The organism is Leifsonia sp. Root4 (genome assembly GCF_001425085.1).
In the GTDB taxonomy this organism is placed as follows: domain Bacteria; phylum Actinomycetota; class Actinomycetes; order Actinomycetales; family Microbacteriaceae; genus Microterricola.
Genome location: NZ_LMDN01000001.1, coordinates 458,193 through 481,257, shown reverse-complemented (window position 1 = coordinate 481,257; position 23,065 = coordinate 458,193). Strand labels below are relative to the sequence as shown.

Below are 23,065 nucleotides of genomic sequence, written 5' to 3'. Positions count from 1 at the left end.
GGCGCAGATCTTCAGGCGCTGATCTTCAGACGCTTGCGCAGCATCGCCACGTGGCCCGTCGCCTTCGTGTTGTAGAAGGTGTGCGAGACGTGCCCGTCCTCGTCGATCACGAAGGTGGAGCGTAGCGTGCCCGTGATGATGCGGCCGTAGCTGTTCTTCTCGCCCCAGGCGCCGTAGAGCCTGTGCACCGTGAGGTCCTCATCGCTCAGCAGCGGGAACGTCAGCGCATCGCGCTCGGCGAACTCGGCCAGCGTCGCGACGGAATCCTTGGAGACGCCGAGCACCTGGTACCCGGCCGCGGCGAGCGAGCCGAGGCTGTCGCGGAAATCGCAGCTCTGGGTCGTGCAGGCCGGCGTCATGGCCGCCGGGTAGAAGTAGAGCACCACCTTCTGGCCGCGGTAGTCGGACAGCGACACCGGAGCACCGTTCTGGTCGTTGAGGGTGAAGGCGGGGGCGGGCTGGCCGGGCTCGAGGCGCACAGATTCGGTCATGCTTCCACCGTAGCCGGTGCCGGCCGGCGCACGGTCAGCGCTCGGTGCTGACCGTGCGGTTGGACGGCGCGAAGGTGGCCAGCAGGCGCTGCAACGAGTCGAGGCGGGCCGGGCCGGTGTCGCCGAGGCTTCCGGCCGCGACGGCCTCCATGATCGCGCAGTCCGGAGCGTCGGGCAGGTGGCTGCAGCCGCGCGGGCAGGCCTCCGCGACCGTCGCGAGGTCGGTGAAGGCCTTCAGGATGTTGTCGGTGTTGATGTGGCCGAGGCCGAAGGAGCGCACACCGGGGGTGTCGATGACCCAGCCGCGGCCCGCCTCCGTCTCGAGGCGCAGTGACACCGTCGAGGAGGAGGTGTGCCTGCCGCGCCCCGTGACGGTGTTGACGACGCCGACGGCGCGCTTGGCGTCGGGAACGAGCGCGTTGACGAGCGTCGACTTGCCGACACCGGAATGGCCGACGAACACGGTGTCGTGGCCGACGAGGGCGGAGCTGATGGCCTCGAGCGGCATCTCGTCGCTCCGACTCGTGAAGACCTGGAACTCGAGTCCGGCGAAGTTCGCCAGGAATTCGGCCGGATCGGCGAGGTCGGTCTTGGTGATGCAGAGAATCGGCGTGATGCCGGCGTCGTAGGCGGCGACCAGGTAGCGGTCGACGAGACGGATGCGCGGCTCCGGGTTGGCCGCGGCGACGACGATGAGCATCTGGTCGGCGTTGGCGACGATCACACGCTCGACGGCGTCGGTGTCGTCCGCACTGCGGCGCAGCAGTGTGACGCGGGGCTGGATGCGCACGATGCGGCTGAGGCTGCCCTCTGCACCGGTGGTGTCGCCGACGATGTCGACGCGGTCGCCCGTGACGACAGCCTTCTTGCGCAGCTCGCTGGCGCGCGCGGACGTGACCTGCCGCTCGTCGGGCGTGTTCTCGTCGAGCAGCACCGTGTAGCGGCCGCGGTCGACGCCGAGCACGCGACCGGTCAGGGCGTCGCTGTGCTCTGGCCTGGTCTTGGTGCGCGGCCGGTTGCCCTTGCGGTTGGGCCGCACCCGCACGGCGGATTCATCGAACTCCGGCTCGTCGTCGTCGGCGTCATCGCTCCACCAGCTCATGCAGCCGACCCCACTCGCAGCGTCGTCATGTCAGGCGCCGTGACCGCTCAGCATGGAATGCCAGAGCTCGGTGAACTGCGGCAGCGTCTTGCCGGTCGTTCCGATGTCCTCGATCTCGACGCCGGGGACGGCGAGGCCGATGATCGCGCCCGTCGTCGCCATGCGGTGGTCTTCGTAGCTCAGCCAGGTTCCCCCGTGCAGCTCTGCCGGTTCGATGTGCAGGCCGTCCTCGAGTTCGGTGACATTGCCGCCCAGCTTGTTGATCTCGGTGACGAGGGCGGCGAGGCGGTCGGTCTCGTGGTGGCGGATGTGACCGATCCCGGTGATCGTGCTCGGCTCCGACGCCAGCGCCGCGAGCGCGACGAGGTTCGGCACGAGTTCGCCGCCCTCCGGCAGGTCCAGGGTGACGCCGCGGATGCCGTCGCCGCCGGTCACGGTGAGGCGGTCGCCGTCCCGATCCACGGTGGCGCCGAAGAGCGGCAGCAGATCGGCCAGTCGTGCGCCGATCTGGGTGGTCTCGCTCGGCCAGCCCGTGATCGTCACGGAGCCGCCGGTGACGAGGGCGGCGGCCAGGAACGGAGCAGCGTTGGAGAGATCGGGTTCGATGGCGACATCCGCCGCGGCGATCGGACCGGGTGCGACGACCCAGGTGCCGGGTGCGGGGGAGTCCACCGTGACCCCGCGGGCGGCCAGCGTCTCGATCGTCATCTCGATGTGCGGCATGCTCGGCAGGCGCTCACCGGAGTGGCTGAGCGTGAGGCCGTTGTCGAAGCGGGCGGCGGCCAGCAGCAGGCCGGAGACGAACTGGCTGGAGAGCGAGGCGTCGATGGTGATCTCACCACCCTCGATGCGGCCGGATCCGTGCACGGTGAAGGGCAGCACGGGGCGGCCATCGTCGTTGATGTCGACGCCGAGCGCGCGCAGCGAGCTGATCGTCGTGGCCATGGGGCGGCGGCGGGCCGCCTCATCGCCGTCAAAGGTGGTCGGGCCGAGAGCGAGCCCGGCCAGCGGCGGCAGGAAGCGCATCACGGTCCCGGCGAGCCCACAGTCGATCGTCGTGCTGCCGCTGAGCTCCTCAGCGGGCGTGATCAGCAGGTCGGGGCCGTACTCGCCGTCACCGGACACCGACTCGATGACGGTGCCGAGCTCGCGCAGCGCCTCGACCATGAGGTCGCTGTCGCGCGAGTGCAGTGGTGAACGCAGCCGCGACTTACCGTCTGCCAGGGCCGAGAGAACGAGCTCGCGATTGGTCAGCGACTTGGAGCCGGGGAGCGAGAGAACCGCGCTCGTCGGTGCAGACGCCGTCGGCGCCGGCCACAGCGTTTCTTCGGGCTCCGGGCTGTTTTCGCCGTACGGATCGAAGTCGGGCTTGGAATATCTCGAGATCAGCATTGGTTATCAGAGTAGTCGGTGCCGCTCCATGGCGCAGGCTGATGACGAGGAGAACGATGGCGCAGACCGCATTGCTCGATCGCCCCAGCGGGGCGTTCGCAGTGGCAGACGCTCTAAGATTGCCGGTGATGACCACCGACTCCACAGACGCCGAGGCGCTCGGCGCAGCAACTCCTGACCTCAGCACGCTGTTCGAAGAACAAGCACTCCCGTTCATCGACCAGCTCTACGGTGCTGCGCTGCGGATGACGAAGAATCCCTCCGACGCGCAAGACCTCGTGCAGGAGACCTTCGTCAAGGCCTTCGCCGCGTTCAAGCAGTTCGAGCAGGGCACGAACCTCAAGGCGTGGCTCTACCGCATCCTGACGAACACGTTCATCAACACCTACCGCAAGAAGCAGCGCGAGCCCTATCAGGGCACGATCGATGATCTCGAAGACTGGCAGATGGGTGGCGCAGAGTCGACCACCGCGAGTTCGAGCCGCTCGGCGGAGGCCGAAGCGATCGACCACCTGCCAGACAGCACCGTGAAGGACGCGCTGCAGTCGCTGCCGGAGGACTTCCGCCTGGCCGTGTACTTCGCCGACGTCGAAGGCTTCTCCTACCAGGAGATCGCCGACATGATGAAGACCCCCATCGGCACCGTGATGAGCCGCCTGCACCGCGGCCGACGGATGCTGCGCGAGATGCTGGCCGGCTACGCCCTCGAACAGGGCATCGGCCGCGCCACACCCGACACCGGTGTCACAGCACCAAGGAGCAAAAAATGAGTGATTGCGGATGCGAGAAAGCCAAGGCTGAACTCGAGGAATATCTGCACAATGAGCTGTGCAGCACGGATGCCGCAGACATCCGGGAACACCTCGCGAATTGCCCGGAGTGCACCACGGAGCATCTCGTCGGACAGGTTCTGACCGAGGCCGTGCAGCGGGCGTGCAAGGAAAGTGCGCCGGAAGACCTGCGCGACCAGGTTCTCGCGCGTCTGCGCCTCAGCCAGCAGCACGCCTAGTTCGACCGCGCGGAGCCTGTGCAGTCCCGAGTAACAGCCGTCGCGGTCCCGATTGCTAGCTTAGCTAGATAAATAGGGTAACGTAGGCGGAGTGAAGACCGCCGTTTCCGACGCACCCCCCGTCCAGCCGCGCCCAGCATCGCGGGTTCCCCGCTGGCTGCGGGTGCTGATCCCCGCCGCGCTGATCCTCGTCTGGTTCGCGCTGTTCGGCCTGGGCGGCGCGTCGTTCGGGGCGATCAGCGATGTGTCGACCAACGATCAGGCGCAGTTCCTCCCGGCCAGCTCCGAGGCCACCAAGGTTCAGGAGCTGCAGGCAGACTTCCGAGGCGATGAGGCGATCCCGGCCATCGTGATCCTGCAGCGTGACGGCGGCTTGACCGAGGCAGACAACGAGGCGATCGCGGAGCTGGCAAGCCAGTTCCAGTCGACCGACGGCGTGCTCACCGACGGCGTCTCCCCGGCGATCCCGTCCGAGGACGGCGAGGCCGCCGAGCTGTTCGTGCAGATCGACACCGCGGCCGAGGTCGGAGACGTCGTCTCGGAGCTTCGTGCTGAGCTCGCGGACGCTGAGACCGCCGGCCTCACCGGACACGTGGCCGGCCCCGCCGGATTCACCGCCGACCTCTCCGGGGCATTCGCCGGCATCGACGGGCTGCTCCTGATCGTCGCGCTCTCCGCCGTGTTCCTCATCCTCGTTATCGTGTACCGCTCGCCCTTGCTGCCGCTGATCATGCTCGGTTCCAGCCTCACCGCGCTCTGCGCCGCCGTGTTCACCGTCGTGCAGCTGGCCAGGGCCGACATCCTGCTGATCAACGGCCAGACCCAGGGCATCCTCTTCATCCTCGTGATCGGCGCGGCAACCGACTACTCGCTGCTCTACATCGCGCGCTACCGTGAGGCGCTACACGTGCACGAGAGCAAGTGGACGGCGACCTGGGCGGCCCTGCGCGGCTCGTGGGAGCCGATCCTGGCCTCGGGCGGCACGGTCATCGCCGGCCTGTTGATCCTGCTCTTCAGCGACCTGAACTCCAACAAGATCCTCGGCCCCGTCGCCGCGATCGGCATCGTGTTCGCGCTGCTCGCCTCACTCACCCTGCTCCCTGCGCTCATGTTCTGGGCGGGTCGCACCGCGTTCTGGCCGCGCCGCCCGCAGCTGGGTCAGACCGGACCGAGCGAACAGGGCATCGACGCCAACGGCATCTGGCCGCGCCTGGCCCGCCTTGTCCGTCGCCGTCCGCGCGTGATCTGGATCGGCTCGACGCTCCTGCTGGTGGTCATGGCGCTCGGGATGACGCAGCTCAAGGCAGACGGCGTCTCCTCCGGCGAGTTCGTGCTCGGGGAATCGCAGTCCCGCGACGGTCAGGCCCTGCTCGCGGAGCACTTCCCCGGCGGCTCGGGAACACCGGCCGTCGTGATCGCGCCGGAAGGTGCGCTCCAGGACACGGCCGACGTGCTGCTCGCCACCGACGGTGTCGATTCGGTCACCGTGCTCTCGGCCGACTCGCCGAGCGGATCGTTGCCGGTCACGAGCGATGGGATCCAGGCGCTCGGCGCCCCCGGCAGCGAGCCGAGTGACCCCACCGTCGTCGACGGACGGGTGCTGCTGCAGGCGACGCTCGTCTACGCCGGCGACTCGCTCGAGGCCGAGGCGCTCGTGAAGGAACTGCGCACCGAGCTCAGCGGCGTCGGAACGTCGGCAGAGCCGGTTCTCGTCGGCGGCACCACGGCGGTCGCGCTCGACACGAACACCGCGGCGATCCATGACCGCAACCTCGTCATCCCGCTGGTGTTGATCGTGATCATGCTGATCCTGATGCTGCTGTTGCGCGCGATCGTCGCGCCGCTGCTGCTCATCGGCAGCGTCGTGCTCTCCTTCGCTGCCGCGCTCGGTGTCTCCGCGATCGTGTTCAACCAGGTGTTCGGATTCCCGGGGGCCGACCCTGTCGTGCCGCTGTTCGGATTCGTCTTCCTGGTTGCGCTCGGCGTCGACTACAACATCTTCCTCATGACGCGGGTGCGTGAGGAGACGGCGGTGCACGGTGCGCGCGAGGGAATCCTGCGCGGGCTGATCGTCACCGGCGGTGTGATCACCTCGGCGGGTCTCGTGCTTGCGGCGACGTTCGCCGCCCTCGGCGTTCTGCCCATCCTGTTCCTGGTCCAGCTCGCCTTCATCGTGGCGTTCGGCGTGCTCCTGGACACCTTCCTGGTGCGCTCGCTGCTGATTCCGGCGCTCGCATACGACATGGGTCGTGTCATCTGGTGGCCGTCAGCGCTCTCCAGAATGCCGGAGACGCCGCGTTTCGACGCCGCTGATCGCTCAACGCCCGAGCGGTAACCTGGCGCGAACCCGCGGCTACTCGGCCGCGGGTTGCGGCGCGGCGGCCCTGGCCGCATCCCGGCGAGCCTTCGCTGCCTTCGCGGCGGCCACGCCCTTGCCCACAGCGGTGTTCGCGGTGCGGCTCACCTTCTTGGCGCCCTCGAACTCGGTCGCGAGAATGCCCAGGCCACCGAGCGCGATCAGGGCTCCAGGCCCCGGCAGCGGCATCAGAACGATCCCGAGTGCGACCGTGCCACCGCCGACGACGCCGACCCCGGTTCTGTACACGGTGTTGACCGTCTGGTTGCGGCGGATGACGCGCCGTGCACCGTGTGCGGCGGTGCTCGTGGCCCGTCCGAAGGCCGCCCCGACGCGCTTCGCACTGTTCTGCTCGCTCATACGCCCAGCCTAGGACGCGCGCCTGTGCGAACCACCGCGGTGCCTCCCAGACGGACAGAAGGCCCGCCGCGACCGGAGGGTCGGGGCGGGCCTTCGTGCGATCTCTCGCTCTGTTACTCCAGCGTGAGCGCGGCGCGCAGCAGCTCGGCCTGCTCTGCGGCGTGGCGCTTGGCCGAACCGGCGGCGGGCGACGCGGATGCCGGGCGCGACACGACCCCGACCGGACGCTGCCCGATCTTGGCCGTCTCGAGGCAGAAGAACGGCCAGGCACCCTGGTTCTCCGGCTCGTCCTGCACCCAGTACAGCTCGGCGTCCGGGTACTGCTCGACGACCGACTTCAGCTCGGCTGCCGGAAGCGGGTAGTACTGCTCCATGCGCACGAGGGCGATCTGATCGTTGGGGTTCTTCTCGAGCTCGCTGCGCAGGTCGTAGTAGATCTTGCCGGCCATGAACAGCACGCGCTTGACGGCGGCCTTGTCGGTGATGCGCGCATCGTCGATCACCGGTTCGAAGACGCCGCTGGTGAAGTCGGCGACCTCGCTGGACGCACCGCGCAGACGCAGCATGGCCTTCGGGGTGAAGACCACGAGCGGACGACGCGGGCGCTGGTAGGCCTGGCGGCGCAGCAGGTGGAAGTACGACGCGGGGGTCGACGGGCGTGCCACGGTCATGTTGTTCTCTGCGCACAGCTGCAGGAAGCGCTCGATGCGCGCGGAGGAGTGGTCGGGACCCTGCCCCTCGTAGCCGTGCGGGAGCAGCATCACGACGCTGGAGCGCTGACCCCACTTCTGCTCGGCAGAGGAGATGAACTCGTCGATGACGGTCTGGGCGCCGTTGGCGAAGTCACCGAACTGTGCCTCCCAGAGCACGAGGGCGTCGGCACGCTCCACCGAGTAGCCGTACTCGAATGCGAGGGCGGCGTACTCGCTGAGGAGCGTGTCGTAGATCCAGAACCGGGCCTGGTTGTCGCTGACGTTGGCCAGCGGCAGCCATTCCTGGCCGTTGACGCGGTCGTGCAGAACGGCGTGCCGCTGGACGAAGGTGCCGCGGCGCGCGTCCTGACCGGCGAAGCGCACGGGGGTGCCCTCCAGCAGCAGGGAGCCGAGGGCGAGCAACTCGCCGAAGCCCCAGTCGATGTTGCCGTTGCGGCTCATATCGAGACGCTTCTGCAGCAGTTGCTGCAGCTTGTTGTGAACCGTGAAGCCGGCCGGCTTGTTGTTGAACGCGTCACCGATCAGGTGCACGACGGCCTCGGAGACTCCGGTGACCTCCGGAACACCGACGGCGTCATCCGGCTCGCCGTTGCTCATCGGGTTGACCACGGTCATCGACCCGGTCTGCGCGGCGTGTGTCTCCATGAACGCGCGCTCCAGGCGGTCCTGGAAGTCGCGGTGCGAGGCCTCGTACTCCTCCTCGGTGATGTCACCACGTCCGACGAGGGCCTCGGTGTAGAGCTTGCGCACCGAGCGCTTGGCCTCGATCAGGTTGTACATCAGCGGCTGCGTCATCGAGGGGTCGTCGCCCTCGTTGTGGCCGCGGCGGCGGTAGCAGATGAGGTCGATCACGACGTCACGCTTGAATTCCTGGCGGTACTCGAACGCGAGCTCCGCCACGCGCACGACGGCCTCGGGGTCATCGCCGTTCACGTGGAAGATCGGGGCCTGGATGGTCTTGGCGACATCGGTCGAGTAGACGGAGGTGCGCGCCTCGCCGGGAGGCGTCGTGAAGCCGACCTGGTTGTTCACGACCACGTGGATGGTTCCGCCGGTGCGGTAGGCACGCAGCTGCGACATCTGCAGGGTCTCGAGCACGACACCCTGGCCGGCCATGGCCGCGTCACCGTGCACGAGGATCGGCAGGGTGGAGAAGGTGCCGATCGGCTTGCGGTCCTGCTTGGCGCGGACGATGCCCTCGAGCACGCCGTCGACGGCTTCGAGGTGCGAGGGGTTGGCGGCCAGGTAGACGGGGATCTGGGCGCCGGTGCTGCTGCGGAAGACGCCCTCAGTGCCGAGGTGGTACTTGACGTCGCCGGAGCCGTGCACGTTCTTGTTGCTCGCGGTGCCCTCGAACTCCTGGAACACCTGGCCGTAGGTCTTGCCTGCGATGTTGGTGAGCACGTTCAGGCGGCCGCGGTGGGCCATGCCGATGGCTGCCTCGTCGAGGCCGGCCTCTGCCGCGCCGGCGAGGATGGAGTCGAGCAGGGCGATCGTGGATTCGCCGCCCTCGAGGCTGAAGCGCTTCTGGCCGACGTACTTGGTCTGCAGGAAGGTCTCGAATGCCTCGGCCTCGTTGAGCTTGCCGAGGATGCGCAGCTGCTCGTCGTGCGTCGGCTTCTCGTACTTGCGCTCAACCTTGGACTGCACCCAGCGACGCTGCACCGGGTCCTGGATGTGCATGTACTCGATGCCGGTCGTGCGGCAGTAGGAGTCGCGGAGCACTCCGAGGATGTCGCGCAGCAGCGCAGAGCGCTTCTCGCCGAAGCCGCCGGTGACGAACTCGCGGTCGAGATCCCAGAAGGTGAGCCCGTGGGTCGCGATGTCGAGGTCGGGGTGGGAGCGCTGCACGTACTCGAGCGGGTCGATGTCGGCCATCAGGTGACCGCGGACGCGGAAGGCGTTGATGAGCTCCTGCACGCGGGCCGTCTTGTCGATGGCGCTGGCGAGGTCGACGCTGATGTCGGGCGCCCACTCGATCGGGGCGTACGGGATGCGCAGTGCGGAGAAGATGTCGCTGTAGAAGGTGCGCTGGCCGGTGAGCAGCTCGTGCACGATCTTGAGGAACTCGCCGGAGCCCGCGCCCTGGATGACGCGGTGGTCGTAGGTGCTGGTCAGCGTGATGGTCTTGCCGATGGCGAGGTTGGCGAGTGTCTTCTCGCTTGAGCCCTGGAACTCGGCGGGGTACTCGAGCGCACCGGCACCGATGATGCAGCCGGCACCCTTCATCAGACGCGGCACGGAGTGCACGGTGCCAATTCCGCCCGGGTTCGTCAGCGAGATCGATGCGCCGTTGAAGTCGTCGGCTGTGAGCTTGTTGCCGCGGGCGCGCTTGACCAGATCCTCGTAGGCCGCAAGGTACTCGCTGAACGTCATGGTGTCTGCACGCTTGATGGCGGGCACCAGGAGGGCGCGCGAGCCGTCGGGCTTGGGGATGTCGATCGCGATGCCGAGGCCGATGTGCGCCGGCTTGACGACCGACGGCTTGCCGTCGACCTCTGTGTAGTACACGTTCTGGCTCGGGAACACCTTGAGGGCCTGGATCAGCGCCCAGCCGATGAGGTGGGTGAAGGAGATCTTGCCACCGCGTGCGCGCTTGAGGTGGTTGTTGATGACGATGCGGTTGTCGATCATCAGCTTCGCCGGGATGGTGCGAACGCTGGTCGCGGTCGGCACGCTGAGGCTGGCGTCCATGTTCACAGCGAGGGTCTTCGCCATGCCGCGCAACGGCGTGACCTCGTCCGGGGTTGCCGCCGGCTGCTCGGTCGCGACGACCTGCTGCGGCGTCGTGATCGGCGCATCGGCCGGAACGGGTTCCGGCTTCGGGGCGACGGAGGTGGTCTTGGCCGCCGGCTGGCTGCCGATCACGGAGATCGGTGCGGTGACGGGGCGCGGCTCGGCCGCGGGTGCGGCGGGCGCCTCGGCATCCTGGGCCGTCTTGGGCGTGTAGTTCTCGAGAATCGACCACCACGACTGGTCGACCGAATTCTTATCGACGAGGAATCGTTCATACATCTCGTCGACGAGCCATTCATTGGCCCCAAATTCTTCCGACGTTGTTTCGTCGGAACCCGACCCGGTCAACTGGCTCGACACAGCCGATCGCCCACTCTCTTCGTTGATTCTGGAACTGGGATGCGCTGGCGTCTTATGGATACCCGCAGCAGGGTTCAAGCCTAATCCCCTTTTGTGCGCAACGGTGTGCGCCGCGACTGCGCGGCGCAGCCCCGGTCGCTCCGTGGATGCTCCCGGGTGGTCGAACGCGACAGGTGCGCTCGCACATGCAACGGGGATAGCGTTGGCAACATGGAGTTCTACCGCACAGCGCCGAGCCACGACCTCACCTATTCCGATGTGTTCCTGGTTCCCAGTCGCTCCGCCATCACGAGCCGTCTCGACGTCTCGTTGGCCCCGAATGACGGCACCGGTGCGACGATTCCGATCGTGGCCGCGAACATGAACTCGGTCACAGGGCCACGGTTGGCCGCCTCACTCGCCCGCCGCGGCGGCCTCGGCGTTCTGCCGCAGGACATGCCGCTGCAGCAGCTGGATGCGGCGATCCGCTGGGTGAAGGCCCAGTCGGTGCGCTTCGACACGCCCTTCCTCTTCTCGCCGGACGCCACCGTCTCCGAGGCGCTGCGGCAGGTGCCGGCGGCGGCGGGGCACGGCATCCTCGTCCAGGACGATGGTGGCGCCTACCGCGGCTGCATCCAGGCGGCCAGGCTCGCGACGGCGCCGAGCGACGCCCGGCTCGGCGATCTGCTGCACGGAGAGCTGACCGCCCTCGACGCCGACGACGTCGACACGGCCCGCCGCGCATTCGACGTCATGGCGGCCGCCGAGCTCGATTTCGCCCCTGTGCTGCACCACGGCGTCGTGGTCGGCACGCTCAGCCGGACCAGCGCGCTGCGCTCGACGATCTACCAGCCCAACGTCGACGGCTCCGGCCGTCTCGCCGTGGCCGCCGCGATCGGCATCAACGGCGATGTCGCCGCCAAGGCGCAGGCACTCGCCGCCGCCGGCGTCGACGTGCTCGTGCTCGACACGGCACACGGACACCAGGACGGCATGCTGCGCGCCCTCGCCACGGTCAGTGGCCTCGGCCTCGGCATCCCGCTCGTCGCCGGCAACGTCGTGACGGCGGATGCCGTCGCCGATCTGGTCGGGGCCGGTGCGAGCATCATCAAGGTCGGTGTCGGCCCGGGCGCCATGTGCACGACCCGCATGATGACGGCCGTCGGGCGGCCGCAGTTCTCGGCGGTGCTCGAGACGGCGGAGGCCACGCGGGAGCTCGGCGCGCACGTCTGGGCGGATGGCGGCGTGCGCTACCCGCGCGACGTCGCACTCGCGCTGGCCGCCGGCGCGGCATCCGTGATGATCGGATCGTGGTTCGCCGGCACCATCGAGGCGCCGGGCCAACTCGCGACGGATGCGGCGGGCCGGCTCTACAAGGAGAGCTGGGGGATGGCCTCGACCAAGGCCGTCAAGGAGCGCTTCGAGCGTCTCGACGCCTACGAGCTGGCGCGGAAGACCCTCTTCGCCGAGGGCATCTCCTCCTCGAAGATCTTCCTCGACCCGCAGAGGCCGTCGCTGGAGGACCTGCTCGACATGATCACCTCGGGAGTCCGGAGCTCGTTCACCTACGCCGGCGCCCGCACCGTGACGGAATTCCAGCAGCTGGCCCGCGTCGGTATCCAGTCGGCCGCAGGTTACGAAGAGGGCAAGGCGCTGCCAGTCAGCTGGTAGCCGGCTCGCATATACTGGCACCACAATGGACGACCCTCCTCCTGCCAATTCGCCCTCCCATAAACCCATGCCCGTGACCCGCGGGGGTGATCGCGATGTCTGAGTGGATCATGCTCGGCATCGGACTCCTCCTCACCGTGGGAACGGGCCTCTTCGTCGCCAGTGAGTTCGCGCTGGTGAACCTCGATCGCGCCGAACTCGAAGCCAGGCGTGAGCGCGGTGAGAGCAAGCTCGGCATGACCATCGCCGCGCTGAAGATCACCTCGACGCACCTCTCCAGCGCCCAACTCGGCATCACGCTGACGACGCTGCTGACCGGTTTCACGATGGAACCGGCCATCACGAGCCTGCTCACCCCGGTCTTCACGGACTGGGGAATCCCGGCGGCGATCATCCCCGTGCTCGCCACGACGATCGCGATCGTGCTCGCCACGCTGCTCTCGATGATCCTCGGCGAGCTCGTCCCGAAGAACTTCGCGCTGGCGCTGCCGCTGGCCACCGCGAAGCTCGTCATCCCGTTCCAGACCGGTTTCACCCTCGTGTTCAAGCCGGCGATCGTCCTACTGAACGGCAGTGCGAACGCGATCCTGCGCTCCTTCGGCATCGAGCCGAAGGAGGAGCTGAGCGGGGCCAGAACGGCAGAGGAGCTCTCGTCGCTCGTGCGCCGCTCCGCCAGCGCGGGCATGCTCGAGGCCGACACGGCGACGCTGCTGAACCGCACCCTGCGGTTCGCGGGGCACACGGCATCCGATGTGATGACGCCCCGACCGCGCATCGCCAGCATCGCCCGCACCGACAGCGCCCAGGCCGTGATCGAGCTCACCGCCCAGACCGGGTTCTCGCGCTTCCCCGTCGTCGACGAGAGCGTCGATGACGTCGTCGGCGTCGTGCACGTGAAGCAAGCCATGGCCGTTCCCCGCTCCAAGCGGAGCGAGGTTCCTGTCTCCGCGCTGCAATCCGATGCGCTGCGCGTGCCGGAGACGATGAAGCTCGACACCCTCCTCGGCGAGCTCCGTGGCCGTGGTTTCCAGATGGCGGTCGTCGTCGATGAATACGGCGGAACGGCCGGCGTCACGACCCTCGAGGACCTCGTGGAGGAACTCGTCGGCGAGGTGGCGGATGAGCACGACCGCACCCGTGCCGGCGTCGTTCGCCAGGCCGACTCACTCACCTTCCCCGGGCTGTTGCGGCCAGACGAGCTACTCGAGCGCACCGGCATCAAGGTTCCGGAAGACGGCCCGTTCGAGACCGTCGCCGGCTTCGTGATGAGCGAACTCGGCCGGCTTCCCGTCGTCGGGGACACGGTGCTGATCCACGGCGGTGAGCTGCGGGTCGAGCGCCTGGACGGGCGCCGCATCGACAGGATCCGCTTCACCCCGGATCCGGAACCGATCGACGACGCTGCGGCGGATGCCGCTGCCCAGGGCACGGCCACCGGCCCGACCGCGCGGCGCGCGGCATCCGCAGCCCGCAAGGCCGCCGCCGCCTCGGCCGCCGCGGACGTCACGGCCGTCACGGCCGTCACGGATCTCGCCGCGGGCGAAGCCTCGACCCGAACGGAGGGACAGCGATGAGCGACTGGGCCGGACTGGCATGGCTGGTCGTATTGCTGCTCGGGAATGCGTTCTTTGTCGCCGCGGAGTTCGCGGTGATCTCCGCGCGCCGTTCCCAGATCGAGCCGTTGGCCGAACAGGGCAAGGCGAGCGCCAAGACGGCGCTCTGGGCGATGGAGCACGCGACGCTCATGCTGGCGACCAGCCAGCTGGGAATCACCGTCTGCTCGCTGCTGATCCTGAACGTGTCGGAGCCGGCGATCCACCACCTGCTCGCCATCCCGCTCGGCCTCACCGGGTGGTCGGAGGCCGTGATCAGCGGCATCGCATTCGCGATCACGCTCGTGCTCGTCTCGTACCTGCACGTGGTGTTCGGCGAGATGGTTCCGAAGAACCTCTCCTTCTCTGTGCCCGACCGGGCCGTGTTGCTGCTCGCCCCGCCGCTCGTGCTCGTCGCGCGTATCTTCAAGCCCGTGATCGTCGCCCTGAACGCGGTGGCCAACGGCGTGCTGCGCCTCGTCGGCGTGACCCCGAAGAATGAGACGACGAGCACCTTCACGCTCGACGAGGTGGCCACGATCGTGAGCCAGTCCACCCGGGAGGGTGTGCTGCGCGACAGCACAGGAGCCCTGAGCGCTGCGTTCGAGTTCACGACGAAGAAGGTGCGCGATGTCGCCGTGCCGATCTCGGCGCTCGTGAGCCTGCCGTTCGGCGCGACCCCGACCGATCTGGAACGGGCGGTGGCCCGCCACGGCTTCTCCCGCTACGTCATGCTCGACGAGCGCGGTGAGCCGAGCGGCTACCTGCACCTGAAGGACGTGATCGATCTGGACCTGATCCCGGATGCCACGACTCCGGTCTGGGACGAGCCGGTTCCGGCCAAGCGCATCCGGCAGCTCGCCTCCATCTTCGAGGGCACCGATCTGGAGGACGCGCTCACCGCCATGCGGCGCACCGGCGCCCACCTGGCCCGCGCCTTCGACGCGGACGGTCAGGCGATCGGCGTGCTGTTCCTGGAAGACATCATCGAGGAGCTCGTCGGCGAGGTACAGGACGCCACTCGGCGCATCTGAGGGTGATCTCGACGAACGGATGCCGGCGGCTTGCCCCGCCGGCATCCGACGGCGTAGCCTCGATCGGGGGAGAAGAGAGCAATCCTCATGTTGGGCTTCACGAATGTCATGGCCGTGCTTCCCGCGAGTGACTTGGAGCGGGCGCGTGGCTACTACAAAGACAAGCTGGACCTCGAACCGGAGATGAGCGAGGACGGCGCCCTGATCTACAACATCGCGGGCGCGCGCGTCATGCTCTACGAGACGAGCTTCGCCGGCACCGCGCAGAACACCGCGCTGACGCTGGAGGCCGACAACCTCGATGCGACGATGGCGGAGCTGCGCAATCGGGGAGTCGTCTTCGAGGAGTACGACATGCCCGGCCTCAAGACCGAGAATGGCGTCGCCTCGATGGGCACCGAGCGCGGGGCCTGGTTCGTCGACAGCGAGCGCAACATCATCGGAGTCATCGAGCGCTCCGCGTAGCGCATTTTGCCGCTCCGCGGCCTATCGTTGAGGCATGGACATCTCGGCGGAATGGCTGGAGTGGGACGTCGCACGGGCGCGGGAATGGCTCGTCGTTCCGCGGGCGGGTGACGACAAGTATTCGCGCGGCGTCCTCGGTGTCTTCACCGGTTCGCACGACTACCCCGGTGCCGCCGTTCTCGGCGTCGAGGCTGCCATGCGCACGGGCGTCGGCATGGTGCGCTATACCGGGCCGAGCTCCGTGCGCCAGCTCGTGCTCGCCCGCCGGCCGGAGGTCGTCGGCGTCGGCGGACGCGTGCAGGCCTGGCTCATCGGTTCGGGCATGACGAGCTCGCGCCGCACGCTGATCCTGGGCGGGGAGCTCGCCCAGGCGACGGCACAGGGCGTGCCCACCATCCTGGATGCCGGAGCGCTCGACCTCGTGCACGAGGCACGCGGGTCCGTCGTGCTCACCCCGCACTACCGCGAGCTCGCCGAGCTGCTCGCCGAGACCGCCCGCCGAGCCGGGCACGCTGCCAGCAAGGCACACGCCGACCACGGCAGCCCGCCGACGGCCGCCGAGATCGGGGCGCGTCCGGCCCTGTGGGCGGCGCGTGCCGCCGAACAGCTGGGCGCGACGGTGCTGCTCAAGGGCTCCGTCACGTACATCGCGGGCCCCGACGGCGCCCGCTTCACGGTGTCCGGCATCCCGAGCTGGCTGGCGACGGCCGGAACCGGCGATGTGCTCGGGGGAATCCTCGGCGCGCTGCTCGCGACGCGCCACAACGCCATCGCGCAGGACGCGGCCGCGATCGCGCCGATCGCTGCGACGGCCGTGCTCGTGCACGCCCTCGCAGCACGGCGGGCGTCGCAGGGCGGTCCGATCCTCGCGCTCGATGTGGCCGAGGCGGTTCCGGCCACGATCGCCGCGATGCTCGCCGGCGACTGAGCGCCCGCGGCGCGCCGAAGTGGCTCTCTTTCGACCGAGCGTTTCGAAAGCTCCGCTGGTTGAGTAGGCCGTCCACGGCCGTATCGAAACCGAGGGGCCTCGAAAACTGCACCAGCATCGGTGACGATTCCTGAGATTGCTGAGTTCGGGCTGCCGCCTTTCGCGACGCTGCGCGTCGCGCTAGGCGGGTTCGATGTTCAGCAGGAACTCGATCGAACCGCTCGGCTCGACCGAGACGAAGCCGAGGTCAGGGGCCTCGACGCCGAAGTCGGCGAAGGTGATCGGAACACTGCCGCTCACCTGGCCGCCGTCGCCGGAGAGCACGGCCTGGACCTCGGCATCCACCTGCCTGGTCTCTCCGTTCAGCGTCAGCTCGCCGCGCACCGACACGGTCTGCACCTCGCCGCCGACGGGCGGTGCCGCGGCGCTGACCGGCTCGAGCAGGCGGAACGTCGCGTCGGGGAACTCGGCGACGTTCAGCGCACTGCTGCGGAAGTAGTCGTCGCGGTTCGCGGAGTCCGTCTCGATGGAGGCCACATCGACGCTCACCTCGGCCGAGGTCAACGTCAGGGTCTCCACGTCGAAGCTGCCGGAGACCTCGTCCGTGCGCCCGACCACGGTGACGTTGGTGCCGTTCAGCACCTCGTCGACCCGGTAGCCGGCGAAGGAGTCCGCCGCGACGCCCCAGGTGCCGCTCAGATCATCGCTCGGCTCGGTGCTCGCCGCGTCGTCGCCCGGCGTCGGGGCCTGCACGGTCGGCGCGGCCTCCGCCGGCCCGACGATGAGGTCGCGATAGATGATGGGGCCGGCGATGGCGGCGGCGCCGATGGCGACGACGGCCGCGACGGACAGCACGACGATGGTCTTCTTCTTCACGGGTTCCTCAGGATGGGGGTCGGTGCGGCTCAGGCTGGATCGGATCCGAGGAGGCCGGGTGCGGTGAACCGCGTGAGGAACTCCCTGGTTCGATCCTGCACCGGGTGCTTAAGGATCTGCTGAGAAGGACCCTGTTCGACGATCTGCCCGCCGTCGAGGAAGACGACGCGGTGTGCGACATCCCGCGCGAAGGCCATCTCGTGCGTCGCCATCAGAATCGTTGAGCCGCCCGCTGCGAGCGTGCGCACGAGCTCGAGCACCTCGCCGACGAGCTCTGGATCGAGCGCGCTCGTGATCTCGTCGAGCAGCAGCAACTCCGGATCGGTGGCGATGGCGCGCACGATGGCGACCCGCTGCTGCTGCCCTCCGGAGAGCCGATCGGGGAACTCGCGTGCCTTGTCGGCCAGGCCGACCTGAGCCAGCAGCTCGAGGCCGCGCCGCTCGGCGGCCTTCTTGCCCGTGCGCTGCACGGCCCGGCTGGCGAGCGTCACGTTGTCGAGCACGGAGAGGTGCGGGAACAGGTTGTAGTGCTGGAACACGACACCGATGCGCGCACGCACGGCGTCGAGCTTGACGCGCGGGTCGCTGACATCCGTTCCGCCGAGGAACACCTGGCCGTCATCGATCGGCTCGAGCAGATTCGCCGTGCGCAACAGGGTCGACTTGCCGGAGCCGCTGGCGCCGATCAGCGCGACGACCTCGTGCTTGTCGATGTCGAGGTCGATGCCGCGCAGCACCGCGGTGTCGCCGAATGACTTGCGGATGCCGCGGAGGCTCAGCACCGGGCCGGTGCCGGCAGCGGCGGTGCGCTCGCTCATACGATGCTCCCCATCTGCTCCCGGCGGCGCATGCGCGCGGTGTACCAGTCGGTCAGCCGGATCATCGGCCAGGCCAGCAGCACGAAGAGCAGCCCGGCCAGCACGTAGGGCGTGAAGTTATAGGTGGCCGCGGTCTCGATCTGGGCGGCGCGCACGGCGTCGACCGCTCCGAGCACCGAGATCAGGCCGACATCCTTCTGCATGGCGACGAAGTCGTTCATCAGCGCGGGCGTCACCTTGCGCACGGCCTGCGGCATGACGACCCGGCGCATCGTCTGGCCGTGGCTCAGGCCGAGCGCACGGGCGGCGAGGCGCTGCGAGGGGTGCACGGCCTCGATGCCGGCCCGGAACACCTCGGAGACGTAGGCGGAATAGGTGAGGATCAGCGCGATGGTGCCCCAGAATTCGCTGGGCATGCGCGGGAAGATGCCGAGCCCAGGGATGCCGAACCCGACGAGGTAGAGCACGATGATCAGCGGCATGCCGCGGAACAGATCGGTATACCCGGTCGCGAGGGCCCGCAGCGGGAAGAAGATCGGTCCGCGCAGGGTGCGCAGCAGGGCGAGCGCGACGCTGAAGATGAGCACGCCGATCGCGGCGAAGAACAGCACCCGGATGTTGAGCCAGAGACCCTCGATCACCCGCGGGAACGCTTGGATGGCGACATCCAGGTTGAAGAAGCTCTGCTGCACGGCGGTCCAGCCGGGGGTGTTGATGACGAGCACCCAGACGAGGATCGCGAAGACGAGGGTGCTGGCGACGGCGACCGCGACCGATCCGCCGTTCTGGCGTCGCCTGTATGCCCGTCGCCCGAGCTCGATCTCGCTCGGGGCGTGGGCCTCGCTCTCACGCACTGCGCTGCTCATCGATCTGTACCCACCGCATCAAACTAGCGGATGCCAGCCCCTCGGCCGGGCCGGCATGCATTCCGGATCCGCGGTGCTACTGCAGGACGGGTGCTGATGCCCCGGTGGCCAGCCACTCGTCGGCCAGGGCGTCGAGCGTGCCGTTCTCGCGCAGCGCGTCGACCGCGGCGGTGACGTCGGCCGTCAGCGCGCTGTCCTTTGCCAGCACGAGGCCGAACTGGTCTCCCGTGTTGCCCTCGGTCTTCGGCAGCTGCCCGATGATGGACCCACCGTCCAGCTCGACACCGGTCAGGTAGAAGGCCGTCGGCAGGTCGACGACGATCGCGTCAACGGTGCGGTTCTGCAGGGCGAGCTTGGCATCGTCGTTGGTGTTGAACGCCTGGGCGCCCCGCGTCGGTGCGATCTCGCTCTCGACGGCCTGGAAGCTGGTCGTGCCGGTCTGAGCGCCGATGAGCAGGTCCTTGAGCTCGGCGATGGATGCGGCGCCCTCCGCCGGCGAGCCGGCCACGGTGATCACGGCCTGCGTCGTCTCGTAGTACGGGCTGGAGAAGTCCACCGTCTGTGCGCGCTCCTCGGTGATCGAGAACTGCTGCAGGTTGATGTCGAAGTCCTTCGGGCCGGGCGCGATGGCCTGGTCGAATGTGCTGCGCACCCAGACGACGTCGTCCTCGGCGAATCCGAGTTCCTCTGCGACGGCATAGGCAACGGCGGCCTCGAAGCCCTCACCCGACTCCGGCGCGTCGTCGAGCACCCACGGGAAGTAGGCGGGCTCGCCGGTCGCAACGGTCAGCTTGCCATCAGTCACATAGTCGGATGCCGGGGCGTCGCTCTCGGCGCTGCCGGCGCCGCCACTGGCGCACGCGGTCAGGGCGAGCAGGGTCGCGGAGGCGGCGATGATCGACAGGGTGCGGGCGCTGCGTGAGAACATGAGGGCTCCAGACGGGTGCGGGATCTCCATTCTGCCGCCGGCCTGGCCGGCAGGCACAGGGGCGCGACGCATTTCGACATGCACGGGTAGCATGGCGAGCATGTCCGATCCCTCCGCGTCACTCCTCGGAGCTGCGGATTCCGAGCGGGATTCGAGGGCGGATTCGCGCGCTCAGCTGGGGGAGCAGGCGATGGCGCAGGCCGGGCCAGAAACGCGGCAGCAGGCGGAGCCGTTCGACGGGCATCACCCGCACGATGGCGCCGGGACGCCGGCCGACCGTGGGGAGCTGCTCCGGCATCCGCTCACCCTCTGGGTGGCCTTCGCAATCGTGCACACCGCGCTGAACCTGCTCTGCCTGCACGCGCAGGGCTGGCCGCTCGGCGATGTCGAGGCCGTCTACAAACTCTGGGTGGCCCAGTCCGCGAACGGCGGCAGCCAGGTGGGCATCGATGAGCCCTGGGTGTACCCGATCCTCGCCTACATTCCGATGGCGCTGGCGAATCTGCTCGGGCCGACGCTGTACGCGCAGGTCTGGCTCGGGCTCGTGACGCTGCTGAACGCCGCGGCATTCGCCGTGCTGAGCGGCGGGCTGCGCCGGCGACGCGCCCGCCCGCGCTGGCGGGTGGTCGCCGCCTGGTGGTGGCTCGCGTTCCTGATGTTGCTCGGGCCGATCGCGCTGGCGCGCATCGATGCCATCACCGTGCCGGTGGCGATCATCGCGATGCTGCTCGTTGCCGGTCGCCCGGCGGTCGGCGCCGCCCTGTTGACGATCGCGGCGTGGATCAAGGTCTGGCCCGCCGCGCTCGTCGCCGCAATGATCGTGGCGTCGCGCGCCAGGCTCCGCGTGCTGCAGAGCGCGGCGGGCGTCTGCATCACCGTGATCGCGGTGAGCATGGTGCTCGGCGGGGCCAGCTACGTGCTGAGCTTCGTCACCGAGCAGACCGGGCGCGGACTGCAGATCGAGTCCCCGGTCAGCACCATCTGGATGTGGCAGGCGGCGATGGGCGTTCCCGGTGCCGGCGTCTACTACGACCGCGACATCCTCACCTTCCAGGTCGCCGGTTCCGGAACCGAGCTGGCGAGCGCGCTGATGACGCCGCTCATGGCGATCGCCGCGGCCGTGGTCGTGCTGCTCGGCGCGCTGCGGATGCGGGAGGGTGCGCACTTCGCCCGTGTCTTCCCTCCGCTCGCACTCGCGCTCGTGCTGGTGCTGATCGTCTTCAACAAGGTCGGCTCGCCCCAGTTCATGACCTGGCTGGCCGCACCGATCGTGCTCGGACTGATCTACCGACGGCGGCAGTGGCTGCTGCCGGCCGGGCTCGGCCTCGCGCTGGCCGCGCTCACCCAGCTCATCTATCCCTACCTCTACGGCGAGCTGCTCGCGGCGTCGCCGGCCATGGTGCTGCTGCTCACCCTGCGCAATCTGCTGCAGATCGTGCTGCTCGGCTGGTCCGTGTACGCGCTCGTGACCTCCCGCGCCCCGCGTTCCTCCCGCCATCCCGCTACCGCGCCTTCCACCCCCGCGCCGTCAACGACGGCGCCGTCAACCACCTTGGAGTAATCATGCTTGTCGCCTTCTCTGTTGCCCCGTCGGGAACCGGTCACGCCGACGGCTCCGTGCACGATGCCGTCGCGGCCGCCGTGCGCATCGTGCGCGAGTCGGGCCTCCCGAATCACACCGGATCGATGTTCACCGAGATCGAGGGGGAGTGGGACGAGGTGTTCGCCGTCATCAAGCAGGCGACGGACGCCGTCGCCGCCTACGGTTCGCGGGTGTCACTCGTGCTGAAGGCCGACATTCGGCCCGGCTACAGCGGCGAGATCACCGGCAAGGTCGAGCGGCTCGAGTCTGCGCTGCAGCGCGGCGCGGCCGCCGAGTAGTCGAGAAGTCGCCGCGCCCCAGGCGGGCGCGGCGACGGAACGCGCGTTATCGAATCGATTCGATTCCGCGTACACTGGCTCAGTGACCCAGCAGAACTCAGTCGAATCCGCGGCAGACGCGCCCGCCCTCTCGCCCGCGCGCGTGCGTTTCGCGCTGCTCGCCCTCGCCCTCGGCGGTTTCGGCATCGGAGCGACCGAGTTCGTCGCGATGGGGCTGCTGCCGAACCTCGCAGCCGATCTGATTCCCGGTCTGTACGCGAGCGATCCGGCCGCGGCCAACGCCCAGGCCGGCTGGCTGATCAGCGCGTACGCCCTCGGCGTCGTCGTCGGCGCCCCGACCATCGCGGCCGCCGCCGCCCGTTGGCCGCGTAAGAAGTTGCTGCTGGTGCTGCTGACCGCGTTCACACTGGGCACCCTGGCATCCGCACTGCTGCCGACCTTCGGCTGGGTGCTCGCGGCCCGCTTCGTTGCCGCGCTGCCACACGGCGCATACTTCGGCATCGCCTCGCTCGTCGCGGCCAGCCTGATGGGCCCGGGCAAGCGCGCCCGCGGCGTCGCGCTCGTGCTCTCCGGCCTCACCATCTCGAATGTGATCGGCGTCCCGGCGATCACCTGGCTCGGTCAGCTCGCCGGGTGGCGTGTCGCCTACGTCGCCGTCGCCGCGATCTTCGCGCTCACCTTCCTGGCCGTGCTGCTCTCCGTGCCGTTCCAGCCCGGCGACAAGACGGCCACCATGCGCCAGGAGCTCAAGGCCTTCGGCCGCGCCCAGGTCTGGTTCGCGCTCGGCATCGGTGCGATCGGATTCGGCGGGCTCTTCGCCGTCTACAGCTACGTGGCCCCTCTGGTCACCGAGGTGACCGGGCTCGGCGCCTCGGCCGTTCCGCTCGTGCTGATCGTCATCGGACTCGGCATGACGGCCGGCAACTTCGCCGGCGGCTGGGCGGCGGACAAGAGCGTGCGCCGCAGCATGTTCGGCTTCTACGCGGTCATGCTGGTCGCCCTGCTCGGCCTCGCGCTGACCGCCCAGACCGTGCCGGGGCTGCTCGTGTTCGTCTTCCTCGTCGGCGGGGCGGCGGCGGCGCTGTCCCCGACCATCCAGACCAGGCTGATGGATGTCGCGCGCGACAGCCAGTCGATCGCGGCGGCGCTGAACCACTCCGCGCTGAACATCGGCAACGCGCTGGGCGCCCTGCTCGGCGGTCTCGCCATCGCGGCCGGGTTCGGCTACGTGGCTCCGGTGTGGATCGGCCTCGGGCTCACCGTGCTCGGGCTCATGATCGCGGTGCTCAGCTTCTCGTGGGACGGCCTGCGCCGCCGCCGCGGCGAGGTACTCGGCTACGGCACCGAGCTCATCCAGACGGTCAACGCCCGCTGACACTCCGAGCTCGCGCGGGTGGTTTCGACAGGCTCAACCAGCGGAGTGTGCGCGACGCGAAGCGTCGCGAAAGGCGGCAGCCCCAGCTCAGGCAATCTCAGAAACCGCACCGATGCTGGGGCGCTTCGGCACC

Annotated in this window: 20 protein-coding genes; 11 read left to right on the top strand and 9 right to left on the bottom strand. The window is 68.8% G+C overall.

The window, feature by feature from the left end; genetic code table 11:
- Positions 1-11: 11 nt before the first annotated feature.
- The 3 genes from bcp to aroA are packed head-to-tail and all read right to left on the bottom strand — an operon-like array spanning position 12 to position 2,985.
- The gene (gene bcp, locus ASC66_RS02290; protein WP_055834107.1) at positions 12-491 is read right to left on the bottom strand and encodes a thioredoxin-dependent thiol peroxidase; all 480 of its coding nucleotides are present in this window, start codon (positions 489-491) and stop codon (positions 12-14) included.
- Positions 492-525: 34 nt separating this feature from the next.
- Positions 526-1,593, bottom strand: coding sequence for a ribosome small subunit-dependent GTPase A (gene rsgA, locus ASC66_RS02285; protein ID WP_055834104.1), 1,068 nt, complete (start codon positions 1,591-1,593; stop codon positions 526-528).
- A gap of 30 nt (positions 1,594-1,623) precedes the next feature.
- Positions 1,624-2,985, bottom strand: coding sequence for a 3-phosphoshikimate 1-carboxyvinyltransferase (gene aroA, locus ASC66_RS02280; protein WP_055834101.1), 1,362 nt, complete (start codon positions 2,983-2,985; stop codon positions 1,624-1,626).
- A 128-nt stretch (positions 2,986-3,113) separates the two neighbouring features.
- On the opposite strand from aroA, the gene ASC66_RS02275 reads away from it, so the two are divergent.
- The 3 genes from ASC66_RS02275 (at position 3,114) to ASC66_RS02265 (ending at position 6,329) form a co-directional block, all read left to right on the top strand.
- On the top strand, positions 3,114-3,755 hold the full coding sequence (locus ASC66_RS02275; RefSeq protein WP_200944677.1) for a sigma-70 family RNA polymerase sigma factor: 642 nt from the start codon (positions 3,114-3,116) through the stop codon (positions 3,753-3,755).
- The gene (locus tag ASC66_RS02270; protein WP_055834096.1) at positions 3,752-3,994 is read left to right on the top strand and encodes a zf-HC2 domain-containing protein; all 243 of its coding nucleotides are present in this window, start codon (positions 3,752-3,754) and stop codon (positions 3,992-3,994) included. The genes ASC66_RS02275 and ASC66_RS02270 overlap by 4 nt, the downstream gene beginning before the upstream one ends.
- Positions 3,995-4,085: 91 nt before the next feature.
- The gene (locus tag ASC66_RS02265) at positions 4,086-6,329 is read left to right on the top strand and encodes an MMPL family transporter (RefSeq protein ID WP_055834092.1); all 2,244 of its coding nucleotides are present in this window, start codon (positions 4,086-4,088) and stop codon (positions 6,327-6,329) included.
- Between the two features lie 18 nt (positions 6,330-6,347).
- Here the strand turns inward: ASC66_RS02265 and ASC66_RS02260 are convergent, their stop codons facing one another.
- A complete protein-coding gene (locus tag ASC66_RS02260) occupies positions 6,348-6,710 on the bottom strand; it encodes a PGPGW domain-containing protein (protein ID WP_055834090.1) in 363 nt (120 codons plus the stop codon).
- A 113-nt stretch (positions 6,711-6,823) separates the two neighbouring features.
- Positions 6,824-10,519, bottom strand: coding sequence for a multifunctional oxoglutarate decarboxylase/oxoglutarate dehydrogenase thiamine pyrophosphate-binding subunit/dihydrolipoyllysine-residue succinyltransferase subunit (locus tag ASC66_RS02255; protein ID WP_055834087.1), 3,696 nt, complete (start codon positions 10,517-10,519; stop codon positions 6,824-6,826).
- Between the two features lie 210 nt (positions 10,520-10,729).
- On the opposite strand from ASC66_RS02255, the gene guaB1 reads away from it, so the two are divergent.
- From guaB1 to ASC66_RS02230, 5 genes are all read left to right on the top strand, one after another.
- On the top strand, positions 10,730-12,169 hold the full coding sequence (guaB1, locus tag ASC66_RS02250) for a GMP reductase (protein WP_055834084.1): 1,440 nt from the start codon (positions 10,730-10,732) through the stop codon (positions 12,167-12,169).
- Positions 12,170-12,264: 95 nt separating this feature from the next.
- Entirely contained in the window at positions 12,265-13,743 is a 1,479-nt protein-coding gene (locus ASC66_RS02245; RefSeq protein ID WP_082491952.1) for a hemolysin family protein, read from the top strand.
- Complete coding sequence (locus ASC66_RS02240) at positions 13,740-14,795, top strand: hemolysin family protein (protein ID WP_055834081.1); 1,056 nt, start codon at positions 13,740-13,742, stop codon at positions 14,793-14,795. The genes ASC66_RS02245 and ASC66_RS02240 overlap by 4 nt, the downstream gene beginning before the upstream one ends.
- An 87-nt stretch (positions 14,796-14,882) precedes the next feature.
- A complete protein-coding gene (locus ASC66_RS02235) occupies positions 14,883-15,260 on the top strand; it encodes a VOC family protein (RefSeq protein WP_055834078.1) in 378 nt (125 codons plus the stop codon).
- A 34-nt stretch (positions 15,261-15,294) separates the two neighbouring features.
- Complete coding sequence (locus ASC66_RS02230) at positions 15,295-16,188, top strand: ADP-dependent NAD(P)H-hydrate dehydratase (protein ID WP_055834075.1); 894 nt, start codon at positions 15,295-15,297, stop codon at positions 16,186-16,188.
- A 180-nt stretch (positions 16,189-16,368) separates the two neighbouring features.
- On the opposite strand, the gene ASC66_RS02225 is transcribed toward ASC66_RS02230, so the two are convergent.
- From ASC66_RS02225 to ASC66_RS02210, 4 genes are all read right to left on the bottom strand, one after another.
- Positions 16,369-17,064, bottom strand: a complete 696-nt coding sequence (locus tag ASC66_RS02225; RefSeq protein ID WP_055834073.1) for a YceI family protein — start codon at positions 17,062-17,064, stop codon at positions 16,369-16,371.
- Positions 17,065-17,093: 29 nt separating this feature from the next.
- A complete protein-coding gene (locus ASC66_RS02220) occupies positions 17,094-17,882 on the bottom strand; it encodes an amino acid ABC transporter ATP-binding protein (RefSeq protein ID WP_055834070.1) in 789 nt (262 codons plus the stop codon).
- Positions 17,879-18,748, bottom strand: a complete 870-nt coding sequence (locus tag ASC66_RS02215; RefSeq protein WP_055834067.1) for an amino acid ABC transporter permease — start codon at positions 18,746-18,748, stop codon at positions 17,879-17,881. Before ASC66_RS02215 ends, ASC66_RS02220 begins: the two co-directional genes overlap by 4 nt.
- A gap of 76 nt (positions 18,749-18,824) precedes the next feature.
- On the bottom strand, positions 18,825-19,676 hold the full coding sequence (locus ASC66_RS02210) for an ABC transporter substrate-binding protein (RefSeq protein WP_055834064.1): 852 nt from the start codon (positions 19,674-19,676) through the stop codon (positions 18,825-18,827).
- Between the two features lie 100 nt (positions 19,677-19,776).
- Here ASC66_RS02210 and ASC66_RS02205 point away from each other — a divergent pair, with 100 nt between their 5' ends.
- The 3 genes from ASC66_RS02205 (at position 19,777) to ASC66_RS02195 (ending at position 22,932) form a co-directional block, all read left to right on the top strand.
- On the top strand, positions 19,777-21,237 hold the full coding sequence (locus ASC66_RS02205) for a glycosyltransferase family 87 protein (protein WP_162243463.1): 1,461 nt from the start codon (positions 19,777-19,779) through the stop codon (positions 21,235-21,237).
- Between the two features lie 2 nt (positions 21,238-21,239).
- Positions 21,240-21,557 carry a thiamine-binding protein gene (locus tag ASC66_RS02200; protein WP_055834058.1) on the top strand — a complete coding sequence of 106 codons (318 nt, stop codon included), beginning with the start codon at positions 21,240-21,242 and terminating at the stop codon, positions 21,555-21,557.
- An 82-nt stretch (positions 21,558-21,639) separates the two neighbouring features.
- Entirely contained in the window at positions 21,640-22,932 is a 1,293-nt protein-coding gene (locus ASC66_RS02195) for an MFS transporter (protein WP_082491951.1), read from the top strand.
- The last annotated feature ends 133 nt before the right edge of the window (positions 22,933-23,065 follow it).

Excerpts from the sequence above, each read along its gene's own strand:
- ASC66_RS02220 (WP_055834070.1), bottom strand. The coding sequence starts at position 17,882 with ATGAGCGAGCGCACCGCCGCTGCCGGCACCGGCCCGGTGCTGAGCCTC.
- ASC66_RS02205 (WP_162243463.1), top strand. The coding sequence starts at position 19,777 with ATGTCCGATCCCTCCGCGTCACTCCTCGGAGCTGCGGATTCCGAGCGG.
- ASC66_RS02270 (WP_055834096.1), top strand. The coding sequence starts at position 3,752 with ATGAGTGATTGCGGATGCGAGAAAGCCAAGGCTGAACTCGAGGAATAT.
- rsgA (WP_055834104.1), bottom strand. The coding sequence starts at position 1,593 with ATGAGCTGGTGGAGCGATGACGCCGACGACGACGAGCCGGAGTTCGAT.
- ASC66_RS02235 (WP_055834078.1), top strand. The coding sequence starts at position 14,883 with ATGTTGGGCTTCACGAATGTCATGGCCGTGCTTCCCGCGAGTGACTTG.
- ASC66_RS02215 (WP_055834067.1), bottom strand. The coding sequence starts at position 18,748 with ATGAGCAGCGCAGTGCGTGAGAGCGAGGCCCACGCCCCGAGCGAGATC.
- ASC66_RS02260 (WP_055834090.1), bottom strand. The coding sequence starts at position 6,710 with ATGAGCGAGCAGAACAGTGCGAAGCGCGTCGGGGCGGCCTTCGGACGG.
- bcp (WP_055834107.1), bottom strand. The coding sequence starts at position 491 with ATGACCGAATCTGTGCGCCTCGAGCCCGGCCAGCCCGCCCCCGCCTTC.
- guaB1 (WP_055834084.1), top strand. The coding sequence starts at position 10,730 with ATGGAGTTCTACCGCACAGCGCCGAGCCACGACCTCACCTATTCCGAT.
- ASC66_RS02240 (WP_055834081.1), top strand. The coding sequence starts at position 13,740 with ATGAGCGACTGGGCCGGACTGGCATGGCTGGTCGTATTGCTGCTCGGG.
- ASC66_RS02275 (WP_200944677.1), top strand. The coding sequence starts at position 3,114 with ATGACCACCGACTCCACAGACGCCGAGGCGCTCGGCGCAGCAACTCCT.
- ASC66_RS02245 (WP_082491952.1), top strand. The coding sequence starts at position 12,265 with ATGTCTGAGTGGATCATGCTCGGCATCGGACTCCTCCTCACCGTGGGA.
- ASC66_RS02230 (WP_055834075.1), top strand. The coding sequence starts at position 15,295 with ATGGACATCTCGGCGGAATGGCTGGAGTGGGACGTCGCACGGGCGCGG.
- aroA (WP_055834101.1), bottom strand. The coding sequence starts at position 2,985 with ATGCTGATCTCGAGATATTCCAAGCCCGACTTCGATCCGTACGGCGAA.
- ASC66_RS02210 (WP_055834064.1), bottom strand. The coding sequence starts at position 19,676 with ATGTTCTCACGCAGCGCCCGCACCCTGTCGATCATCGCCGCCTCCGCG.
- ASC66_RS02200 (WP_055834058.1), top strand. The coding sequence starts at position 21,240 with ATGCTTGTCGCCTTCTCTGTTGCCCCGTCGGGAACCGGTCACGCCGAC.